Below are 20,891 nucleotides of genomic sequence, written 5' to 3' on the forward strand. Positions count from 1 at the left end.
CGACAATCGCAACCGCAGCGGTGGTGACAATGACCGCCGCAGGCCGCAGCGGCGCGCCTGCGAACCGAGCGATCCGGGTTGCCGGAACTAATGTGCTCCCGGGGCGGCAGAGATGCCGCCCTTTTTTTTGCGACAGGCTGCATAGAAAAAGCCCGACGCTCCATGAGGGAGGCGCCGGGCCTGATTTCGATCGGCCGTGTTGAGGGGAGACGACCGATCCATAACGGGACTTGAGGGCTGTCCCGCTACAAAGGAAACTGTCGGGACAGCTAAAGGTTCCAAATTACCAAACGGACGCCTTGCGATCTAAGCCTGCCACCAATTCGCGCATCTCCGCAAACGGACCGTGCAGCATTTTCAGGCGACTTTCCTCCATCTTGCCCAGCCGATGCTGCCGGGCAAACTCATGGATGTTCCAGATCTCGCGAAGACAGGTCTCGTCTATTCTCTTAAGGTCAATGCTCATATCAAATGCCTAGCTATTATGCTTGTTGCTTTTTTCTTGGGCGCAAGGTGGCGCGATATATGTCAGTTTCGTGACAAGCGCAACGAATGGCAGCCATGCGCAAAACGGCGGGCTGAAGCGCTGCCAGATCCGCTTGCGGCGCTCTTAACCACCCCTTAAATCGCCGTATTTAAAGTCCACCCGGATGATTGCGCAGACAGCGCATGCGACATATGGGGTGCGGCCGGTCCACGATGGCAGCTAGGGGCAGATCACGCGATAGAATCGAACCGACCTTCAGCGGCCGCAGCCGCTATGAAGAGGACGACGACTTTTCGCTGGATGACGATGATCGTATCGCGGGTCGACGCGGAACCAAACGTCCTTCCTTGGACGCGACACGAAGCGGCGCACCCGACAGGAAAAGGCGCAGCAAACGCGGGTTGCCGGAACGCCAGGATGGCGGTCTCTTTAGCTTCATCCGACGCATGGTCTACTGGTGCATCGTTTTCGGTATCTGGGCCGGCATCGGCGCAGCTGGGCTGGTTTTTTACTACGGATCGCGCATGCCGAGCGCCAGCACCTGGGCAATCCCTGACCGCCCGCCGAACGTCAAGATCACATCTGTCGATGGCAGCGTGATCGCCAATCGTGGCGCAACCGGCGGCGAGGCGCTGTCGCTCGATCAGATGTCGCCCTACATCCCCGAAGCGATCATCGCGATAGAAGACAAGCGATTTTACTCGCATTTCGGCGTTGACCCAATGGGGCTTGCCCGGGCCGTCGTCAACAACCTGACGGGCCAGCCGATTCAAGGTGGCTCGACGCTGACGCAGCAGCTCGCGAAGAACCTCTTCCTCTCGCCGGAACGCACTCTGGAGCGCAAGGTACAGGAAGTGCTGCTCTCCTTCTGGCTTGAGCAGAAATATACTAAAGATCAGATCCTTGCGATGTATCTGAACCGGGTCTTCTACGGTTCGAATGCCTACGGCGTCGAGGCCGCCGCCCGCCGCTATTTCAACAAGTCCGCGCGTGACGTGAACCTCGGGGAAGCAGCTCTGCTCGCCGGCCTCGTCAAGGCGCCGTCACGCCTGTCTCCGGCGCGCGATCCAGACGCCGCAAACGCCCGCGCCCAGGTCGTACTGCAGGCCATGCGCGACCAGGGCTATATCACCGACAACGAGGTGAAGACGGCAATGACGCAGACGCCGTCCAAAGCGAAGAGCTACTGGTCGGGCGCTGGTCAATATGTAGCCGACATGGTCATGGACGAGCTGTCGGGGCTGGTCGGCGAGGTGAAAGAGGACCTGATCGTCGATACGACGATCGACAAGGGGCTGGAAAAGAAGGCCGAGCAGTCACTCAACGACATTCTGGGCAAGGACGGCGCAAAGCTCGATGCGTCCCAGGCTGCCCTCGTGTCGATCGACGGGACCGGTGCGATCCGGGCACTTGTCGGCGGCAGGGATTATGCCGAAAGCCAGTTCAACCGGGCGGTCAAGGCGAAGCGCCAGCCGGGTTCCTCATTCAAACCTTTCGTTTATGCCGCCGCACTCGAAAAGGGCCTGACGCCCTATTCCGTCTTCAACGACGCCCCAATCCGCATCGGCAACTGGACGCCTGAAAACTACGAAAAGAAATACAATGGCGACGTGACGCTCGCGACTGCGCTTGCGAAGTCGTTGAATACCGTCGCCGCCCAGCTCGTCATGTATGACGGGCCGGAGCAGGTCATCAAGCTTGCGCACCGGCTTGGCATCGAGACCGAGCTGCAGCCGAATGCCTCGATCGCGCTTGGCACATCTGAAGTGTCGCTCATGGAACTCACCGCTTCCTACGCGGCCTTCATGAACGGCGGCTACAAGGCAACCCCGCATGTGATCCGCCGGGTGGCGACTGCCGAGGGCAAGGTTCTTTATGAGAACACCTATGACAACCCGCCGCGCGTTGTTTCTGAAACGGTCGCCGCCAACATGAATGCCATGATGATGGGCACGATCGAGACTGGCACGGGCAAAAGCGCCAAGATTCCCGGCTGGCAGGCGGCCGGCAAGACGGGCACGACGCAGAATTCGCGCGATGCACTCTTCGTCGGCTTCACCAGCAATCTGACGACCGGCGTCTGGTTCGGCAACGACGACGGCACGCCGATGAAGAAGGTTACCGGCGGCGGCCTGCCCGCCAAGGCATGGCAGGAATTCATGATTGCCGCGCACAAGGGTCTTTCTCCCGCTCCGCTTTTCGGCAACGGCCAGTTCATTGCGGACCCCGATGGATTCGGCAATCGCCCGATGGCGCAGGGTGCACCGCAGCCGATGCAGGAGCAGCCGACAACGATCGGCGGCATCATTTCCGGCGTTTTCGGCGGTGGGAGCAGCACGCAGGTGGAAACATCGTTTCCACCTGCCCCCGGTCAGCAACAACAGGCCGTAGCCGTCCCGGGAGGGCCTATTCCACCGGGAGATGTCGGCAGCCCTGCGGCCACCTCCTCCGTCCAGCCGCGCCGCACAACGCTGCTTGACCTGATCATGGGCCAATGAGCGCAGCCGCCTCTTGCCCGGCGCAAGCCGGCTTTGACACGTCCGAGGAGACGCGAACCAAAGGCGGACTTTTTTCGCCCACTGTAGAAAGTGAATACAAGACGTTCGTTTTGCTGGTTTTCGGGCTCATTCTCGCCTTGCAGTCAAGAAAACCGCTCCTTATATACGCCGCATCACCGCAATCACGATTGCGTTAATTCCGAAGACCCACATCCCGTAAGGGGCTGTCAGGGAAATGCCTTCTCGGGGTTCCGACAGCTTGCTTCAAGGAGTAAATGACATGGCAAAAGTAATTGGTATCGACCTCGGAACGACAAATTCCTGCGTCGCTGTCATGGACGGCAAGGACGCGAAGGTCATTGAGAACGCGGAAGGCGCGCGCACGACTCCTTCCATGGTAGCATTTACCGACGACGGCGAACGCCTTGTCGGCCAGCCGGCAAAACGCCAGGCAGTCACCAATCCGACGAATACCCTCTTTGCCGTCAAGCGCCTGATCGGCCGCCGCTACGAAGATCCGACCGTCGAGAAGGACAAGGGTCTTGTTCCCTTCAGCATCTCGAGGGGCGACAATGGCGATGCTTGGGTCGAAGCCAATGGCAAGGGCTATTCGCCCGCGCAGGTTTCCGCAATGATCCTTCAGAAGATGAAGGAAACAGCTGAAGCCTACCTCGGTGAAAAGGTCGAGAAGGCCGTCATCACGGTTCCGGCATATTTCAACGACGCACAGCGCCAGGCGACCAAGGATGCCGGCAAGATTGCGGGTCTTGAGGTTCTGCGCATCATCAACGAACCAACCGCAGCGGCCCTTGCTTACGGGCTTGACAAAAAGGAAGGCAAGACGATTGCCGTCTACGACCTTGGCGGCGGTACCTTCGATATTTCGATCCTCGAGATCGGCGACGGCGTCTTCGAAGTGAAGTCCACCAACGGGGACACCTTCCTCGGCGGTGAAGACTTCGACATGCGTCTCGTCGAATACCTCGTTGCCGAGTTCAAGAAGGACAACGGCATCAATCTCAAGAACGACAAGCTCGCGCTGCAGCGTCTGAAGGAGGCTGCCGAAAAGGCCAAGATCGAGCTCTCGTCCTCGCAGCAGACCGAAATCAACCTGCCGTTCATCACGGCTGACGCTTCCGGCCCGAAGCACCTCACGCTGAAGCTGACGCGTGCCAAGCTTGAAAGCCTAGTCGACGATCTCGTGCAGCGCACGATTGCGCCTTGCAAGGCAGCCCTCAAGGATGCCGGCGTCACCCCGGCCGAGATCGATGAAGTCGTTCTCGTCGGTGGTATGAGCCGCATGCCGAAGGTTCAAGAAGTCGTCAAGCAACTGTTCGGCAAGGAGCCGCACAAGGGCGTCAATCCGGACGAAGTCGTTGCGCTCGGCGCTGCCATCCAGGCCGGCGTTCTGCAGGGCGACGTCAAGGACGTTCTGCTGCTCGACGTGACGCCTCTGTCGCTGGGCATCGAAACTCTCGGCGGCGTCTTCACCCGTCTGATCGAGCGCAACACGACGATCCCGACCAAGAAGTCGCAGACTTTCTCGACTGCCGATGACAACCAGCAGGCCGTCACCATCCGTGTTTCGCAGGGCGAGCGCGAAATGGCTGCCGACAACAAGCTGCTCGGCCAGTTCGACCTCGTCGGTCTGCCGCCGGCCCCGCGCGGCGTTCCGCAGATTGAAGTTACCTTCGATATCGACGCGAATGGCATCGTGCAGGTTTCGGCCAAGGACAAGGGTACCGGCAAGGAACAGCAGATCCGCATCCAGGCTTCCGGCGGCCTCTCGGACGCCGACATCGAAAAGATGGTCAAGGATGCCGAATCGCATGCTGCTGAAGACAAGAAGCGCCGCGAAACCGTGGAGGCCAAGAACCAGGCCGAAAGCCTGGTACACTCGACGGAAAAATCGCTGAAGGATTACGGTGACAAGGTTTCCGAGACCGACCGCACCGCGATCTCCGACGCGATTGCGGCTCTGAAGTCTGCAGCTGAGGCAACCGAACCGGATGCCGAGGACATCAAGGCGAAGACGCAGACCCTCATGGAAGTATCCATGAAGCTCGGTCAGGCGATCTACGAAGCCCAGCAGGCGGAAACCGGCACGGCAGATGCGTCGGCAGGTGATGACAATGTCGTTGATGCCGACTACGAAGAAGTCAAGGACGACGACCGCAAGAAGTCCGCATAATCCGCGGCGAAGCGGTTATGCTAAACACTGCAATCCGGCTGCCCGAGGGCAGCCGGAAATCCATTTCCGGGGTTTAAATTGGCAAAAGCGGACTTTTACGAAACTCTGGGCGTCGCCAAAACGGCGGATGAAAAAGAGCTGAAAAGCGCCTTCCGCAAACTGGCAATGAAATATCATCCGGACAAGAATCCGGACGATAAGAGCGCCGAAATCAAGTTCAAAGAAATCAACGAAGCCTATGAAACGCTGAAGGACCCGCAGAAGCGAGCGGCCTACGACCGTTATGGTCACGCAGCCTTCGAGCATGGCGGCATGGGTGCTGGCGGCTTCGGCGGCGGTGCGGGCTTTGCCGGTGGCGGCGGTTTCTCCGACATCTTCGAAGACATATTCGGCGAGATGATGGGTGGTGGCCGGGGACGGCAGCGCTCATCCGGCGGACGCGAGCGTGGTGCCGACCTCCGTTACAATATGGAAATTTCGCTGGAAGAGGCTTTCTCCGGCAAGACGGCGCAGATCCGCGTTCCAACCTCGATCACCTGCGATATGTGCTCGGGTTCGGGCGCCAAGCCCGGCACGCAACCGAAAACCTGCGGCACCTGTCAGGGCTCCGGCCGCGTTCGCGCGGCGCAGGGCTTCTTCTCGATCGAACGAACCTGCCCGACCTGCCATGGCCGCGGCCAGATCATTCCCGATCCATGCCCGAAGTGCCATGGCCAGGGCCGGGTGACGGAAGAGCGTTCGCTCTCGGTCAATATTCCAGCTGGCATCGAAGACGGCACGCGCATCCGCTTGCAGGGCGAAGGCGAGGCTGGCATGCGCGGCGGACCGGCGGGCGATCTCTATATCTTCCTGTCTGTGAAGCCGCATGAATTCTATCAGCGCGACGGAGCCGACCTCTATTGCGCCGTTCCAATCTCGATGACGACGGCAGCACTCGGCGGCACTTTCGATGTGGGGACGCTCGACGGCACGAAGTCGCGCGTCTCCGTTCCAGAAGGCACGCAGGCCGGCAAGCAGTTCCGCCTCAAAGGCAAAGGCATGCCGGTGCTGCGTTCCAGCCAGACGGGCGACCTCTACATCCAGATCCAGATCGAAACGCCACAAAAGCTCTCTAAGCGGCAGCGCGAGCTTCTCCAGGAGTTCGAGCAGCTTTCCTCGAAGGAGAACAATCCGGAATCGACAGGATTCTTTGCGCGCATGAAGGAATTCTTCGAGGGATAGCGACTGGCGGGCAAACATTAGACGAGTCGAAAGCCGGGGTTTTAATCCCGGCTTTTTTTCATGCCGGAAAGGAGCCCGCCCGGGCTGGCGTCATCGGAGCCGGGAACGGGCACAACTTAGCCTATCACGGTGGCCTCTGGCGGACGACCCGGAAGCCACGGGCCAACGCGCGCCAACCGCCACAGGGGCATGTCTCAAAACCACACGTCTTCAGAGCCGCTCCGTAAAGCCGCCCATTTCTGTTCCAATTCGATACAGAGAGGGCCGGCGATACGTCCTGCGTTAACGCAGGCTGCGGAAGCCGCTTGCAACCTGCTGAAATGGCATCACTACTAGCCGCATAACTCTGGGGAACAAACCAATTGAAGGTCACTTCCATGACGGCAGCAGCCTCCCTGTCCTTTCAGCCGGATGACGTCGACGTCCTCGCCGGGGCAATTTATGCTTGGTGCGCCGAGCGCAACATCAAGCTTCGCAGCCAGCAGGGCCTCTCGATCGCCAGCATCGCAATCGACCTTTATCATGCCGGGCACCACACTCAGGACGACTTGCTTGTAGCGCTTCACGAGCGCGATCTTCATTAGAACCCCGGGACAAAAGAAACCCGCCTGCGGCGGGCATAAGGTACCGGGATGTTCTCTGTTATGGCGCCGCTATTGGCGCGTCAGGCAGCTTTTTCAGCGCTCATCAGCGTCAGAATAGTCTTGACCGCTTCTTTGCCCGCAGGTGAGTGGAGCCTGTCGTAATTGACAGCCAGCTCATAAGCCTCGGGGCTCAACGCAACTTTTGACGGAAATTGCGAGGTTTCCGCGCCTTCAAAGAGTGCGGAGATCTCAACGCCAAGAAAGACCGCGATCTGGTGCAACTTGCTGGCGGAGACCCGGTTGGTGCCCTTTTCGTATTTCTGAATTTGCTGGAACGTCAGTCCAAGGGCTTCCCCCAGTTCCAGTTGCGAGACACGGCGGCGGGCGCGGAGCTGTCTGACATTGCGACCGACGAGGATATCTACGGGATCCGGCACCTAGCATTCCCTCATTTATTAATGAATTTATAACGATACTATGCCGGTTCTTGAGCAGAACTCAACCCGATAGTTGCAAAATTCAACCGACTTTTTTTGGGCTTTACGTTACGTCAGGAAAACCGAGCGTCAGTGCGTAGATCGGCGCATGAGCAGGATTGCGCAGACCAACCAGTTCGCCGATCCGCGAATGGCTCAGAGCTGCGGTTGGGCAAGCCGTCATGCCGTGCGCCGTCGCCGAAAGCATGATGTTTTGCCCAATGTGCCCAGCCTCGATCAAAACCACGCGGTAGGCATTGGCATCGCTGTATTTCCACATGCTGCGGTCCATATGGGCAACAAGCACGATCATGCAGGGCATGGTATCGGCCCATTCCTGGCCGCCCACAAGATCGGCAAGAGGGGGCGTAGCGTCCGATATCTTAGCCAGCGAATGCTCGAAGGCCGAATAGTGATAAATGCCTGGCGATAGCCCGTCGACCGCCTTCACAAAAACATAGGCTTCATAAGGATTGCGCGCCCCCCCAGACGGTGTCATCGACAGCGGCAGCGTCACCACGGAATTTTGCGCAGCGCCGGTGATCCCAAGACCCGCAAAGAGCGCTTCCGAGAGCGCGGGCAATGACACGGCCTTCGCAAGACCTTTGCGTTGAGTCCGCCGCCTCGCCATCAGTTCCAGCAAAGAATTCCCAAAGGGTCGGCCCGATAGCGAAACGACATCGCCTTGCCCCGAATTCAGGCTGTAAAGCTCGATATCGCCATCGCTTGCGAGCGCAGCGCGCTGCAGATCTTCGGCCTCGTCGAGGGACATGTAATCGGGGTCCTGAACGCAAAAATGCATCAGGGCGGCGGGAAGGCCCCACTTCCAATGTTGACAAAAGGCGTCCTCCCGCATTTGAAGTTCTGATCCCTCGACGACCAGTGCAGACATCTCGACAAGCGCCACAAGCGTTTCATCGAGTTCGTCCTCGCTGTGACCGGGCGCTTGATCGCGGATTGCGGCGCGGTCACTCCACTCGGCAATGGCGCGCAAGAAATCCAAAAGGTCCGGGCTGCACTCGAAGACAGCCTTGGTGAGGAAATTGCAGGCGACGAACTCGGCGCCATCATTATGGAAGACGAGCGTGCGGGAGGAACGATAGCGCATCGCAGGAAAATGCCCGCCGCAACTCATTCGTCCGGCAGGCATCTCATTGCTTAATCGATACGGAACATCATGCCGCGCCTGACAAAGGTAGGCTTGGCCTTGGCTGCGGTAACCTTAAGGTTCGGCTTGCTCTTCTTCTGCATGCTCCATCTCCTCGGTTCGAAAGCAATCGGTGTTGATCGCAGCCCGAACAATGAGACGCCAACCGCAAATATTCGATTAATTCACAAATATTAGTTTGATACATCATAGTGTCGCATTGCTTCAATTTAAGTCAAAAATCGCAAATTTCTGAATTAAAATCGTTATATTTGTATTTATACAGAAATATCTAGCCGAAAAATGTGAATTATGCCAATCATAATGCGCGAATGAACTCGACAAGCCGCCGGAGAAAGCACGATGGCCCATAAAAAGACTGCACAAGCCGAACAAACGCTGATTTTGGATGATGGGGTCTGTGACTATACGATCGACATGCTGAACACGCTGATCGCGCAAAGCCGCAGCGCCCGGCAGCCGATGCTGACCTACCTATTGTCTATGGCGCTGATCGAGGCGCACCGCGTCAACGTCGATCACGCACCCACGACCCATGAAGCCGGGTTGTCGCTCAACTAACCGAGGTCGCGTGCGACCGAAGAGATGAAATCGGCACGCTGCTGGGTAATCATGTCCCGCACGATCCGCGGAACGGCCTCATCGGCCGTTCGGTAGACTTTCGCGAGGCGCAGCGCCGTTCTGAGGTTGATCTTCGTGCTCAGCGGCACCATCACAACGGCGCTGAAGGACGGTCCAGCCGGCGTGAAAATCATGGCGTGCCCTCCGAGCAGCTTCTCGGAGAATGGCAGCCACCGAAGACGCATCAGCGTCGGCTCTTGCGTACCAATCTGATTGGCCGCGACGAAGGAAAGGCAGTTGAGCCGCTCGACCACGATGCCTTTGTGATCGCCGGTGAAGCGGGACCAATATTCGCCCTTCTTGATCGCTCGATTGGTGAGGCGCCTAAACGTCGTGGCGTTTCCCTGCTTGGCAATTACAACAACGGCACAAAGCAGGCTCTCCGGCGTACCAGGGATCGACATGTAGGCATGATAAATGCCCGGTGCGATACCGGCGGAAGGATCGGCAAAGAGGAGCGGTTCCAGTGCATCCCGCGCAGCCGAGAGGATGCGCTGAGCCGATGGACGACCGTGGTCCAAATCGACCGCAACCGGCCGCTGGTACATCTCTTCCTCGGTTACAGCGAGATATTCGCAGATCTTCTTTACAGAAGCCCGGCCCGGTGCGCGCCGTGCCTGAAGATAGGATTCAATCTGCGAGCGGCCGATTTGCATGCCGCGCGCGGCAGCGCTGATGCTGCCTGCCTTGGCGAGGCAGAGGCGCCGCAGGTTTTCGGCGAAATTCTCAAGTGCAGACATGTCCGCGATGGCTTCCAGGAGATGAGTCGGCCCCAAACTAGCGGCTCGAAAGACGGAACACAAACGGGCGGCAAGACAAATTCGGGGGTGATCCGAGTAAGCCCGAGCTGGGGGACGATACGCAGTACCGGCAGGCCTGGTGGTCTGCCGGTAGTCCTTTTCTTTTGTATTCAACGACGAATGAAGTGATGCGCCGGACAACCGGCATGACCCAACAGCCGAGAGGAAAAGGGTCTATGCGAGAACGCCGCTCCAATAAGAGCTTTCGATCGCGCCATGCGTCCGTCATTCCCGTCATAATCGAATCGGATAGAATGCGGCTGGTTCTGACAGGGGGTACCGGTGTTTCTGTTCTCGAAGTTAGTCTGGGTCTTCGGCCAGCCGCTTTCGCTGGTGTTCTTTCTAATTCTCTTTGCATTCCTTGCCGTCGTTCTCGGCTTCAGGAGGCTCGCCGCGCTTTTCTCGGCGCTCGCAACACTGCTGCTTTTCGTCATCCTCTTCACCACAACAGGCAATTACCTGCTCCAGGATCTGGAGTTGCGTTTTCCAAAGCCGGACCGAGATCCGGATAGCTTGCAATGCATGATCGTTCTCGGCGGCGCCTTTGAAAATGAAGTGAATACGACCAGCCAGGGAATCGAGTTCAATGCCGGCGCCGACCGTTTTATCGAAGCGTTGCGGCTGGCGCGGCAATATCCACAATCGCGTATCCTGATTTCCGGTGGAGATGGCTCGATTTCTGGAAACTATGAAGGCGATGCAGCCGCCTCGGCGCGCTTCTTTCCGCTTTTCGGGATTGCGCGCGAACGGCTTGTCGAAGACAGAACATCCCGCACGACCTTCGAAAATGCGATCAATACCAAGGAACTGCTTGCAAGCCAGGGACTTTCGAATTGCCTGATGATCACATCCGGCTATCACATGCCGCGTTCGGTCGGCATTTTCCGCAAACAGGGCATCGATGTCGTGCCGTGGCCGACCGATTACCGGACGGACGGTCATGTGGCGCTGGGCATCGACTTCACGCAACCGAGCCTCAATGCCCACAACATGGCGACCTCCGTGCGCGAATGGTTCGGCCTCGTCGGCTATTACTTGGCCGGACGAACGTCAGATCTCTATCCAGGCTGAACCACTATTTCTTTGAAATGGTAACAAACTTGGTGCCGCGAACGCGCGCCGTTACGATGCAGGGACCGCCGTCGGTGCGATCGCAGAAGCGCGGATGCATCTTCATGGCGAGCACCATATTGCCGAAGCGCTTGATGAAGTCGTAGCCGTAAATCTGCGCCGTCGCGATCATGAAATAGCCGCCCTCGGCCACCTGCAGGTAGAAATTATAGGTGCAGCCATCGTCGTTGCACTGGGGCCCCTTTTTTCCGTCGCAGGTCAATTCGCCCTCATTGACCACGGCGTCGACAAGGCCGTCATTGTTGATGTCCTGGCGCGTGACGTAAACGTCAGAAAATTCGGCCTTCGCACATTGCTTGGTGAAATGCTTCTTCTCGTAGATTTCCGGATCCGAGATCAGCGATTGCTGCGCACAGGCGGGCCAAGCCACAAGGAGGGCTATGAGGTTCAGGACGATGAGAAGCGCTTTCACGGCTTTCCTCTTTTGTCGGGTAGGAGACTGACAGGTGCGCATTCTGGACGATCCGCCTTGCGCCGCCCTTGCCGCCGTGATTCAGTTCAGCATCGTCTGCCGGCTCTGGGGGCCAATCAATGTCTCTGCTCGTCTATCTCGATTATGCTGGCATCGCACTCTTTGCCGCGACAGGCGCCCTGGCCGCCTCGCGCAAGCAGCTCGACCTCATCGGCTTCCTGTTCTTCGCGATGGTAACAGGCACCGGCGGCGGCACGGTCCGCGATATCGTGCTTGGCCGCGTGCCTGTGTTCTGGGTGCTGAACCCAGCCTATATCGTCATCTGCTGTCTGGTAGGCATCTTGGTTTTCTTCACCGCCCATCTCGTGGAGTCGCGCTACCGGCTGCTGATCTGGCTCGATGCAGTGGGGCTTTCCGCCTATTGCGTCATGGGTGCGGCAAAGGGACTTGCTGCGACAGGCTCACCGACGATCGCAATCGTGACAGGGACATTGACAGCGACCTTCGGGGGCGTGTTGCGCGATCTGATGGCTAACGAGCCTTCCGTGCTCCTGAGGCCGGAAATCTACATCACAGCAGCGCTTTTCGGTGCGGCAATCTTTACCGGTGCAACCGAACTCGGCCTGCCGCTTTATGGCGCATCCACACTTGGCGTTGTCGCCGCCTTCGCCGTACGCGGCGGCGCATTATGGTTCGGATGGACATTCCCGACCTATCGGCACAGGCCCGGTCGCCACCCTGACGATGTCATGTGAAAATTCAGCGCTTCGGGCGCAGGCGGATTACAACGTCGACATGGGCAATTTCCATGCCGTGCGGCGGCTCCGGCAGATTGCCGATCGTCAGGTTGCTGACCGGAATGTCCAGCACTTCATTGTCGCCTTCGACAAAGAAGTGATGATGATCGGAGACGTTGGTGTCAAAATAGGTCTTGGCACTCTCGACGGCGAGAACACGGATCATGCCGGCTTCGGTAAACTGGTGCAGCGTGTTGTAGACGGTCGCCAGAGAAACCGGAACGCCGGCGCTGACCGCTTCCTCGTGCAGCTCCTCGACCGTCAGATGCCGGTCGCCCTTCGCAAAAAGCAGATCGCCGAGCGCAACGCGCTGACGCGTCGGTCGCAGGCCGGCGCTGCGCAGTCTGGCTTCGATTGCGATTGGGGCTGCAGCCGCCATAAGGAAAGAACTCCGGTATTCTAGCGTAAATCAATCAGGTTTCCTAAGCCATATATCTTCTGCGAGGAAGCCTTTCAATAGTTCCAATGGGGACAATGCCCCCCGAAACGCCGGAAAATCGGGCTTTTGACGCATTTGGGTCTGGCCGGGGCCTTGGCCTTCCTGTATGCGACCACCAAATAAGGCGACAAGTCGGTTCAAGGGCGAGGTAGAACTAGTCATGCTTATGCTTCATTTTCCTTCGAACTTGGACTAAACACTCACTCCATCGACACGTGCGGGGGAAACAGAATTTTGATGACGACGAAACAATCCAGCTTCACCTATGAGGAAATTTTGACCTGCGGCCGCGGTGAAATGTTCGGCCCGGGTAACGCGCAGCTGCCGCTGCCGCCGATGCTGATGTTCAATCGCATTACGCAGATTTCCGAAGATGGTGGACCGCATGGCAAGGGTTTCATTCGCGCCGAATTCGACATCACGCCGGACCTGTGGTTCTTCCCCTGCCACTTCATGGGCGATCCCGTGATGCCTGGCTGCCTCGGCCTCGACGCAATGTGGCAGCTGACCGGCTTCTTCCTCGGCTGGCTCGGCGAGCCTGGCAAGGGCCGGGCAATCTCTACCGGCGAGGTGAAGTTCACCGGCATGGTGACGCCGAAGACAAAGCTTGTCGAATACGGCATCGACTTCAAGCGCGTCATGCGCGGCCGTCTCGTTCTCGGCATCGCCGATGGCTGGATGAAGGCCGACGGTGAGGTCATCTACAAGGCTACCGATTTGCGCGTCGGCCTTTTCCAGGAAAAGGCTGCCTGACTGTACCGGGCGGAACGGCCTGGCATTCCAGATAGAAAAAACGAAAAGGTCGAAACACATGAGACGGGTAGTTGTCACGGGTCTGGGCGTTGTTTCCTCGATCGGCAATGATGCCGCTGAGGTCACGGCCTCGCTGCGCGATGCCAAGTCCGGCATTTCCTTCTCCAACGATTTTGCCGAGCATGGCTTCAAGTGCCAGGTCTGGGGCCGTCCCAGCCTCGATCCGACCGATCTGGTCGATCGCCGGGCAATGCGCTTTCTCTCACAAGGGGGCGCCTGGAACCATGTCGCCATGAAGCAGGCGATCGCAGATTCCGGTCTCGAGGAGTCCGTGATCAGCGGTAACGAACGCACCGGCATCATCATGGGCTCCGGCGGTCCGTCCACCCGCACGCTGATCGAAGCTGCCGAGATCACCATCAAGAACAACAGCCCGAAGCGCATCGGCCCGTTTGCCGTGCCCAAGGCGATGTCGTCCACGGCATCGGCGACACTTGCAACCTGGTTCAAGATCCACGGCGTCAACTACTCGATCTCGTCGGCCTGCTCGACTTCTGCTCACTGCATCGGCAATGCCGCGGAAATGATCCAGTGGGGCAAGCAGGACGTGATGTTCGCCGGTGGTCACGAAGACCTCGACTGGACTATGTCCAACCTCTTCGACGCCATGGGCGCGATGTCCTCAAAGTACAACGAAACACCTGAAACGGCTTCGCGAGCCTACGACGTCAACCGTGACGGCTTCGTCATCGCCGGTGGTGCCGGCGTTCTCGTTCTAGAAGAGTTGGAGCATGCCAAGGCACGCGGCGCGAAGATCTACGCCGAGATCGTCGGCTACGGCGCGACCTCCGACGGTTACGACATGGTCGCTCCTTCCGGCGAAGGCGCCGTGCGCTGCATGCGCCAGGCCCTCTCCACGGTGAAGGGTGATATCGATTATATCAATACGCACGGAACCTCGACGCCGGTGGGCGACAGCAAGGAAATCGGCGCGATCCGGGAGGTCTTCGGCGACAAGATGCCTCACATCCAGTCGACCAAGTCGCTGACGGGTCATTCGCTGGGTGCAGCCGGCGTCCAGGAGTCGATTTATTCGATCCTGATGATGCAGGAACGCTTCATCGGTGAAAGCGCCCACATCAATGAACTCGATCCCGAATTCGATGGAGTGCCGATCGTGCGCAAGCGCATCGACAACGCCAAGATCGACATCGCCCTCTCCAACTCCTTCGGCTTCGGCGGCACCAACGCAACGCTCGTTTTCCAGCGCTACAACGGATAAGAACATGACCGCAATCATGCAGGGTAAGCGCGGGCTCATCATGGGCGTCGCCAACAACCATTCTATCGCCTGGGGTATATCAAGGGCGCTTGCAGCCCAAGGCGCCGAGCTTGCCTTCACCTATCAGGGAGAGGCGCTTGGCAAGCGGGTGAAACCACTTGCAGCAGAAGTCGGCTCGGATTTCGTCGTTCCCTGCGACGTCGAAGACATTGCCTCAGTCGACGGCGTTGTCGGTGCCCTGGAGGAGCGATGGGGCAAACTGGATTTCATCGTCCATGCCATCGGTTTTTCCGACAAGAACGAGCTGAAAGGCCTCTATGCGGATACCACGCGCGAAAACTTCAGCCGAACGATGATCATCTCCTGCTTTTCCTTTACGGAAATCGCCAGGCGCTGTGCACCGTTGATGAGCGAGGGCAGTTCGATGCTGACGCTGACTTATAACGGTTCAACGCGCGTCATTCCGAACTACAACGTCATGGGGGTCGCAAAGGCTGCCCTGGAGGCCTCCGTGCGCTATCTTGCGGCCGACTACGGGCCGCGCGGCATCCGCGTTAACGCCATATCCGCAGGACCGATCCGCACGCTGGCCGGCGCCGGTATTTCGGATGCCCGTGCAATCCTCTCCTGGAATCAGCGCAATGCTCCCCTGCGCAAGACAGTCAGCATCGATCACGTCGGCAATTCTGCCCTCTACCTGCTCTCCGATCTGTCGGCAGGCGTGACCGGCGAAATCCATTTTGTGGACGCCGGCTACAACATAACCTCGATGCCGACGCTGGATACGCTGCGCAAGGCAGATGTCGAGTAAGCGAGACGACGAACTGGCGACGCCTGTTGGCCCAGCAGCAGGAGCCGGTTTCCATCAACGGAACGGCCCGAGCAGGTATATGCTCCTTTGCCGGACAGAGTCCGCAAAGCCTTTAGTCGTCACCGCGCGAGTTCCAGTTCCGAAAGGCGCTCCTTACAGATCGCCGCGACAATCTGGCACAAGCTCAAGCAGCCAGTAATTCGAATGTGCGTCGAGACAGGCGCCTATAAGGCTTCTTGCGGGATGAGCCGGGCGTCAGTCAATGGCGATCCTGGTGTTCTGCCAGCCCTGCGAGGAACACTCAGGTTGAGGGACGGCGGACTGGCCGCCATTCTTATTTCTTCGCCCAGAGCACTTTGAAGCGCGCGTTTCGGCAGGTTTCGCCGCTTTCCTTGAAGTTTGCAGCAAGCACCGGCTCGTATGGCAAACCGCGATTGGCGACGAGCATGAGACGGCCGCCGCCGCGCAGCGCCGATGCAGCCGTCTTGATCATTGCTTGCCCGAGCGAAGGCTCCGCCGCGTGCCCTTCATGAAAGGGCGGGTTCATGACGATCAAATCGTACCTGTCCTTGACCGGTTCGGCCGCCAGATCGTGCCAGAAGAAGCGTGCCGGTGCGTTCGGGCAGTTCTCCGCAAGATTGGCCTTGGCGGCCTCCAAAGCCGCGTGGTTGGCCTCGTAGAGGTCGAGGCGATCGAGGTTCGGCGACTTCTGCGCAAGCTCGACCGAGAGATAACCCCAGCCTGCACCGAAATCGGCTGCGTCGCCGGTGAAATTTGTCGGAAGGCGCGAGGCGAGCAACTCCGAGCCGTCATCGATGCGGTCATGCGAAAACATGCCGGCTGATGCATGGAAGCGCCCGTCCACGCGCACCGGTGACTTGGCAAATTTCGATACGGCTTCGCTGACGTCCACCGGGCGCATAAACCAGAATGCAACACCGTGATATTTCGGCATGTGTCTGATATCGAAGCCGAAGCCTTCCAGATGTTTGCGCAGCGGCTGGATGCCGTCTTCCTTGCCGCCGGCAACGACGATCAGGCCGCCGGCCTTCAAGCGGGAAAGTGCTGCAGCGATATTCGCTTCGTTCTCGCCCTTGTGCTTGGTGCAGAGCACGAGCGCCGCATCATAATCTTCGCCTTCGATCTCAGGCCATACTTCGATCCGCTGCGACAGAAGCTGCCTGTAGAGCGGCCGGAAGCCCTGCACGGCGCTGAGAGACGCGGAAAAGCCCTCCGGCAGCACAAAGCCTGCTTCGGCCCCCAGGAACAGCACGCGCTCGCCCTCGCGCGGCGGATCAATGGTACCGCTCGCAAATGGATGGAGCAGGGTCTTCAACGATTCGCGGCTCATGATCTCTTCTCGATTTCATACAAAAAAGGGCGCGAGAAAATCCCGCGCCCGCGAATGGTTTAAAAGGCGCGGCTTACTCAGCCGCCTCCTCCTTCTTCTTTTCGGCAGCCGGAATTTCCTGGCCAGTCGTCTGGTCGACGACCTTCATCGACAGGCGGACCTTGCCACGCTCGTCGAAACCGAGGAGCTTGACCCAGACCTTCTGTCCTTCCTTGACGACGTCCTGCGTCTTCGCAACGCGCTCGGAAGCCAGCTGCGAAATGTGGACGAGGCCATCACGGGCGCCGAAGAAGTTGACGAAAGCGCCGAAGTCGGCGGTCTTGACGACCGTGCCCTCGTAGATCTGGCCAATCTCCGGCTCGGCCACGATCGAGTGGATCCACTTGCGGGCCGCTTCGATTTCCTTGCCGGAAGACGATGCGATCTTGACGGTGCCGTCGTCTTCGATGTTGATCTTCGCGCCCGTCTTTTCGACGATCTCGCGAATGACCTTGCCGCCGGAGCCAATGACTTCACGGATCTTGTCGACCGGGATGTTCATGACTTCGATACGAGGTGCGAATTCACCGAGCTGGCCGCGGCTTTCGGAAATGGCCTTCGCCATCTCGCCGAGGATATGCAGACGGCCACCCTTGGCCTGGTTCAAGGCGATCTGCATGATCTCTTCGGTGATGCCGTGGATCTTGATATCCATCTGCAGCGAGGTGATGCCTGCTTCCGTGCCGGCAACCTTGAAGTCCATGTCGCCGAGATGGTCTTCATCGCCGAGGATGTCGGAAAGGACGGCGAAGCGCTCTTCCTCCTTGATCAGGCCCATGGCGATACCGGCGACCGGCTTTGCGAGCGGAACGCCTGCATCCATCAGTGCCAGCGAAGTACCGCACACGGTTGCCATCGAGGAGGAACCATTGGACTCGGTGATTTCCGAGACGACGCGCAGCGTATACGGGAACTGCTCGACCGACGGCAGCATCGGGTGGATGGCGCGCCATGCAAGCTTGCCATGGCCGATCTCGCGGCGGCCCGGGGAACCCATGCGGCCCGTTTCACCGACCGAGTAGGGCGGGAAGTTGTAGTGCAGCATGAAGTTTTCCTTGTACATTCCCGTCAAGGAATCGACGTACTGCTCGTCTTCGCCGGTGCCGAGCGTGGCAACGACGATCGCCTGTGTTTCACCGCGGGTGAACAGAGCCGAACCATGCGTGCGCGGCAGCAGACCGACTTCGGCGACGATCGGGCGAACGGTCTCGAGGTCGCGGCCGTCAATGCGGCTCTTGGTGTCGAGAATGTTCCAGCGAACGATCTTTGCCTGCAGGTGCTTGAAAATCGCGCCGACTTCTTCGGCTGTATACTTCGCTTCGCCTTCTTCCGGCAGGAAGTGCTCCTTTACCTTCGCCTTGACGGCATCGACAGCAGCGTAGCGATCAGCCTTCTGGATGATCTTGTAGGCTTCGCGAAGTTCGGCCTCTGCCAGGCCAAGCATTTCGTTTTCGAGGGCGGAATAGTCTTCCGGTGCAAAATCGCGAGGTTCCTTGGCGGCTACTTCAGCGAGCTTGATGATCGCTTCGAGAACCGGCTGGAAGCCCCTGTGGCCGAACATCACGGCGCCGAGCATCACGTCTTCCGGAAGCTCCTTGGCTTCGGATTCGACCATCAGGACCGCGTCATGCGTGCCGGCGACGACGAGATCGAGGCTCGATTCGTCCATCTCGTCGAGATGCGGGTTCAGGACATATTCGCCATTGATATATCCGACGCGCGCTCCGCCGACCGGCCCCATAAAGGGAACGCCGGAAAGCGTCAGGGCAGCCGAGGTCGCGATCATCGACAGGATGTCCGGGTTGTTCTCCAGGTCATGCTGCACGACAGTGACGACGACCTGCGTGTCGTTCTTGTAGCCTTCCGGGAACAGCGGACGGATCGGACGGTCGATCAGGCGGGAAACGAGGGTTTCGTTTTCGCTCGGACGGCCTTCGCGCTTGAAATAGCCGCCCGGGATCTTGCCGGCTGCGTAGGTCTTTTCCTGGTAGTTCACGGTGAGCGGAAAGAAGTCCTGGCCCGGCTTCGGCGCCTTGGCGGAAACGACGGTGGCGAGAACCACGGTTTCGCCGTAGGTCGCGAGAACGGCACCATCGGCCTGACGGGCGATCTTGCCAGTTTCGAGCTTCAGCGGGCGGCCAGCCCACTCGATTTCCACGGTATGGGTATCGAACATATGTCTTGTCCTTCGATGCGGGAGCGCGCGCCGTCGCGGAAAGCGCAGCGCACAGTCGACCGCAATTGGTGTGACGTATCATGGGCAAGACAACGGGAGGCTTTTCATTCCCGGCTTCCTGAGAAACCGGACCAAAGCCCTCCTTGAAAGACTTTGGCCGAAAGCATCCGGCAATCCTGCCCCATGACAGGTCAACGGTTGGTCTGGCAGAACCGGCCCATCCGGCTCCACCTACTTCCTCCACGCGAAGATAGGGCGCGGCGGCAGAATTTCATGGGGCCATCGGCCCCCTCAAAAGCATCCGGCGGGCGTCCATAAGGAACGCCCGCCGGAAATCATTAGCGGCGGATACCCAGGCTGGTGATCAGCTTGGTGTAGCGGCCTTCGTTCTTCTTCTTGAGATAGTCAAGAAGCGAGCGGCGGCTCGAAACCATCGTCAGCAGGCCACGGCGGGAATGGTTATCCTTCTTGTGGCCCTTGAAGTGTTCCGTCAGGTTGTTGATACGCTCGGTCAGGATCGCGACCTGAACTTCCGGAGAACCGGTGTCGCCTTCAAACGTTGCGTATTCCTTGATGAGAGCCGTCTTGCGCTCAGCTGTAATCGACATCGAATGTTCCTTTCTATGAGAGGAGATAAGGTCGCCAAAAGCCGGGATGTCGTCCAGCTTCGGCCGCGAACGCACTCAGGTCCTGCCTGATGCTGGCGCTGCCTATAAACCAAATGAGCCGCGATGGAAAGGGGCCGGCACCAGATGGCCGGTTTATCACCTGCCCGCCATCGCGTCACGGATCATCGCATCGTAGCCTTCGGGATCTTGCAGCATTGCAAAGTGGCTGGCGTCCTTCAAGATGACGAGCTTGGCACCGGGAATCTCCTTGGCCATCCTTTCGGTGTGATCGAGCTTGATCGCTTCGTCGTGGTCACCGATCGCCAGGGTAACGGGCACGGTGATCCTGCCGAGATCGGCAGCAGTCCAGGCCGGCTCACGCATCCACATCGCCGAAATCTGGTTGACGAACGCGTCATATTCGTTCGGTGTCGGCGAGAGCTTCTTGTAGGCCTCGCCCGCGGCATCGACATAGGCGCTGAAGGTCTTGTTCGTCATCACGTCAGACTTCACTCCCTCCGTCGTCACGTTGGCAGCCTGCGCGATGACACGCGTCAACTTCTCGGGATGCTTCATCGCCATGTCGATGCCGATGATGCCTCCATCGGACCAGCCGACAAGCGTGACCTTGTCGAGCTTCAGATAGTCGAGCAACGCGACATAATCGGACGTCATGAGATCATAGCCGAAAGGCTGTCCGCTGCGCGTCGAGCGTCCGTGCCCGCGGCTGTCGGCAACTATCACGAGATGGTCCTTGGCAAAATCCTCGACCTGACGTCCCCAGACTTCGGCACTGCCGAGGCCCCCATGGATGAACAGGATCGGGTCGCCCGCACCGTATTCGGCGTAATACATCTTGATGTCGTTTACAGGGGCCATGCCGCTCGTCTTGGCCGGCGGCATGGGAGGAAAGGCGGGCAATTCCGCCCAGCGCTCGGCCGACCGGGCGCTTGCAGCTGCGAAAACGGCCGAAAATAACAATGCGACTGCGACCACAACTGCGCGCATGACCTGCTCCTCAATCTGGGCGGCCTTTAACCGCAAAG

Annotated in this window: 20 protein-coding genes; 10 read left to right on the forward strand and 10 right to left on the reverse strand. The window is 58.9% G+C overall.

What is annotated here, in order from left to right; all coding sequences use genetic code 11:
* Positions 1-283 precede the first annotated feature (283 nt).
* Positions 284-466: a hypothetical protein gene (locus tag EV130_RS12665; protein ID WP_074059775.1), complete on the reverse strand. Its 183-nt coding sequence runs from the start codon at positions 464-466 to the stop codon at positions 284-286.
* A gap of 233 nt (positions 467-699) precedes the next feature.
* On the opposite strand from EV130_RS12665, the gene EV130_RS12670 reads away from it, so the two are divergent.
* The 4 genes from EV130_RS12670 (at position 700) to EV130_RS12685 (ending at position 6,981) form a co-directional block, all read left to right on the forward strand.
* Complete coding sequence (locus EV130_RS12670) at positions 700-2,985, forward strand: transglycosylase domain-containing protein (RefSeq protein ID WP_074059774.1); 2,286 nt, start codon at positions 700-702, stop codon at positions 2,983-2,985.
* A 280-nt stretch (positions 2,986-3,265) separates the two neighbouring features.
* Positions 3,266-5,176, forward strand: a complete 1,911-nt coding sequence (gene dnaK, locus EV130_RS12675; RefSeq protein ID WP_074059773.1) for a molecular chaperone DnaK — start codon at positions 3,266-3,268, stop codon at positions 5,174-5,176.
* Between the two features lie 78 nt (positions 5,177-5,254).
* Entirely contained in the window at positions 5,255-6,397 is a 1,143-nt protein-coding gene (gene dnaJ / locus EV130_RS12680) for a molecular chaperone DnaJ (RefSeq protein ID WP_074059772.1), read from the forward strand.
* A 377-nt stretch (positions 6,398-6,774) separates the two neighbouring features.
* On the forward strand, positions 6,775-6,981 hold the full coding sequence (locus EV130_RS12685; protein WP_074059771.1) for a hypothetical protein: 207 nt from the start codon (positions 6,775-6,777) through the stop codon (positions 6,979-6,981).
* Positions 6,982-7,061: 80 nt separating this feature from the next.
* Here the strand turns inward: EV130_RS12685 and EV130_RS12690 are convergent, their stop codons facing one another.
* Complete coding sequence (locus EV130_RS12690) at positions 7,062-7,418, reverse strand: helix-turn-helix domain-containing protein (protein ID WP_022713250.1); 357 nt, start codon at positions 7,416-7,418, stop codon at positions 7,062-7,064.
* Between the two features lie 103 nt (positions 7,419-7,521).
* A complete protein-coding gene (locus EV130_RS12695; RefSeq protein ID WP_074063002.1) occupies positions 7,522-8,565 on the reverse strand; it encodes a SagB/ThcOx family dehydrogenase in 1,044 nt (347 codons plus the stop codon).
* Between the two features lie 402 nt (positions 8,566-8,967).
* Here EV130_RS12695 and EV130_RS12700 point away from each other — a divergent pair, with 402 nt between their 5' ends.
* Complete coding sequence (locus tag EV130_RS12700; protein WP_074059770.1) at positions 8,968-9,186, forward strand: hypothetical protein; 219 nt, start codon at positions 8,968-8,970, stop codon at positions 9,184-9,186.
* Here the strand turns inward: EV130_RS12700 and EV130_RS12705 are convergent.
* On the reverse strand, positions 9,183-9,986 hold the full coding sequence (locus EV130_RS12705) for a helix-turn-helix domain-containing protein (RefSeq protein WP_074059769.1): 804 nt from the start codon (positions 9,984-9,986) through the stop codon (positions 9,183-9,185). The genes EV130_RS12700 and EV130_RS12705 overlap by 4 nt on opposite strands.
* Before the next feature lie 342 nt (positions 9,987-10,328).
* Here EV130_RS12705 and EV130_RS12710 point away from each other — a divergent pair, with 342 nt between their 5' ends.
* The gene (locus EV130_RS12710; RefSeq protein WP_074059768.1) at positions 10,329-11,117 is read left to right on the forward strand and encodes a YdcF family protein; all 789 of its coding nucleotides are present in this window, start codon (positions 10,329-10,331) and stop codon (positions 11,115-11,117) included.
* 4 nt (positions 11,118-11,121) lie between these two features.
* Here the strand turns inward: EV130_RS12710 and EV130_RS12715 are convergent, their stop codons facing one another.
* A complete protein-coding gene (locus tag EV130_RS12715) occupies positions 11,122-11,589 on the reverse strand; it encodes a hypothetical protein (protein ID WP_074059767.1) in 468 nt (155 codons plus the stop codon).
* Positions 11,590-11,708: 119 nt separating this feature from the next.
* Between EV130_RS12715 and EV130_RS12720 the strand changes: the two genes are divergently transcribed.
* Entirely contained in the window at positions 11,709-12,344 is a 636-nt protein-coding gene (locus tag EV130_RS12720; protein ID WP_074059766.1) for a trimeric intracellular cation channel family protein, read from the forward strand.
* 4 nt (positions 12,345-12,348) lie between these two features.
* Here the strand turns inward: EV130_RS12720 and irrA are convergent, their stop codons facing one another.
* The gene (irrA, locus tag EV130_RS12725; RefSeq protein ID WP_074059765.1) at positions 12,349-12,765 is read right to left on the reverse strand and encodes an iron response transcriptional regulator IrrA; all 417 of its coding nucleotides are present in this window, start codon (positions 12,763-12,765) and stop codon (positions 12,349-12,351) included.
* Between the two features lie 297 nt (positions 12,766-13,062).
* On the opposite strand from irrA, the gene fabA reads away from it, so the two are divergent.
* The 3 genes from fabA to fabI are packed head-to-tail and all read left to right on the forward strand — an operon-like array spanning position 13,063 to position 15,671.
* Complete coding sequence (fabA, locus tag EV130_RS12730) at positions 13,063-13,578, forward strand: 3-hydroxyacyl-[acyl-carrier-protein] dehydratase FabA (RefSeq protein WP_027510463.1); 516 nt, start codon at positions 13,063-13,065, stop codon at positions 13,576-13,578.
* A 58-nt stretch (positions 13,579-13,636) separates the two neighbouring features.
* Positions 13,637-14,860, forward strand: a complete 1,224-nt coding sequence (gene fabB / locus EV130_RS12735; protein WP_132660488.1) for a beta-ketoacyl-ACP synthase I — start codon at positions 13,637-13,639, stop codon at positions 14,858-14,860.
* A 4-nt stretch (positions 14,861-14,864) separates the two neighbouring features.
* Positions 14,865-15,671: an enoyl-ACP reductase FabI gene (gene fabI / locus EV130_RS12740; protein WP_074059763.1), complete on the forward strand. Its 807-nt coding sequence runs from the start codon at positions 14,865-14,867 to the stop codon at positions 15,669-15,671.
* A 334-nt stretch (positions 15,672-16,005) separates the two neighbouring features.
* Here fabI and EV130_RS12745 read toward each other — a convergent pair whose 3' ends face one another.
* The 4 genes from EV130_RS12745 to EV130_RS12760 all read right to left on the reverse strand — a co-directional run bounded on the left by EV130_RS12745 (position 16,006) and on the right by EV130_RS12760 (position 20,853).
* Positions 16,006-17,022, reverse strand: coding sequence for a class I SAM-dependent methyltransferase (locus EV130_RS12745; RefSeq protein WP_074059762.1), 1,017 nt, complete (start codon positions 17,020-17,022; stop codon positions 16,006-16,008).
* A 73-nt stretch (positions 17,023-17,095) separates the two neighbouring features.
* Entirely contained in the window at positions 17,096-19,237 is a 2,142-nt protein-coding gene (pnp, locus tag EV130_RS12750) for a polyribonucleotide nucleotidyltransferase (protein ID WP_074059761.1), read from the reverse strand.
* 338 nt (positions 19,238-19,575) lie between these two features.
* Positions 19,576-19,845 carry a 30S ribosomal protein S15 gene (rpsO, locus tag EV130_RS12755; RefSeq protein WP_026283114.1) on the reverse strand — a complete coding sequence of 90 codons (270 nt, stop codon included), beginning with the start codon at positions 19,843-19,845 and terminating at the stop codon, positions 19,576-19,578.
* Between the two features lie 156 nt (positions 19,846-20,001).
* Positions 20,002-20,853: an alpha/beta fold hydrolase gene (locus EV130_RS12760; RefSeq protein ID WP_074059760.1), complete on the reverse strand. Its 852-nt coding sequence runs from the start codon at positions 20,851-20,853 to the stop codon at positions 20,002-20,004.
* Positions 20,854-20,891: the final 38 nt, after the last annotated feature.

Origin of the sequence: Rhizobium azibense (genome assembly GCF_004342325.1) — a bacterium.
Taxonomy (GTDB): domain Bacteria; phylum Pseudomonadota; class Alphaproteobacteria; order Rhizobiales; family Rhizobiaceae; genus Rhizobium; species Rhizobium etli_B.

Bases quoted from the DNA above. Each gene is read 5' to 3' on its own strand.
- EV130_RS12665 (WP_074059775.1), bottom strand. From the start codon at position 466: ATGAGCATTGACCTTAAGAGAATAGACGAGACCTGTCTTCGCGAGATC.
- EV130_RS12670 (WP_074059774.1), top strand. From the start codon at position 700: ATGGCAGCTAGGGGCAGATCACGCGATAGAATCGAACCGACCTTCAGC.
- dnaK (WP_074059773.1), top strand. From the start codon at position 3,266: ATGGCAAAAGTAATTGGTATCGACCTCGGAACGACAAATTCCTGCGTC.
- EV130_RS12685 (WP_074059771.1), top strand. From the start codon at position 6,775: ATGACGGCAGCAGCCTCCCTGTCCTTTCAGCCGGATGACGTCGACGTC.
- EV130_RS12695 (WP_074063002.1), bottom strand. From the start codon at position 8,565: ATGCGCTATCGTTCCTCCCGCACGCTCGTCTTCCATAATGATGGCGCC.
- EV130_RS12700 (WP_074059770.1), top strand. From the start codon at position 8,968: ATGGCCCATAAAAAGACTGCACAAGCCGAACAAACGCTGATTTTGGAT.
- EV130_RS12705 (WP_074059769.1), bottom strand. From the start codon at position 9,986: ATGTCTGCACTTGAGAATTTCGCCGAAAACCTGCGGCGCCTCTGCCTC.
- EV130_RS12720 (WP_074059766.1), top strand. From the start codon at position 11,709: ATGTCTCTGCTCGTCTATCTCGATTATGCTGGCATCGCACTCTTTGCC.
- irrA (WP_074059765.1), bottom strand. From the start codon at position 12,765: ATGGCGGCTGCAGCCCCAATCGCAATCGAAGCCAGACTGCGCAGCGCC.
- fabA (WP_027510463.1), top strand. From the start codon at position 13,063: ATGACGACGAAACAATCCAGCTTCACCTATGAGGAAATTTTGACCTGC.
- fabB (WP_132660488.1), top strand. From the start codon at position 13,637: ATGAGACGGGTAGTTGTCACGGGTCTGGGCGTTGTTTCCTCGATCGGC.
- fabI (WP_074059763.1), top strand. From the start codon at position 14,865: ATGACCGCAATCATGCAGGGTAAGCGCGGGCTCATCATGGGCGTCGCC.
- EV130_RS12745 (WP_074059762.1), bottom strand. From the start codon at position 17,022: ATGAGCCGCGAATCGTTGAAGACCCTGCTCCATCCATTTGCGAGCGGT.
- pnp (WP_074059761.1), bottom strand. From the start codon at position 19,237: ATGTTCGATACCCATACCGTGGAAATCGAGTGGGCTGGCCGCCCGCTG.
- rpsO (WP_026283114.1), bottom strand. From the start codon at position 19,845: ATGTCGATTACAGCTGAGCGCAAGACGGCTCTCATCAAGGAATACGCA.
- EV130_RS12760 (WP_074059760.1), bottom strand. From the start codon at position 20,853: ATGCGCGCAGTTGTGGTCGCAGTCGCATTGTTATTTTCGGCCGTTTTC.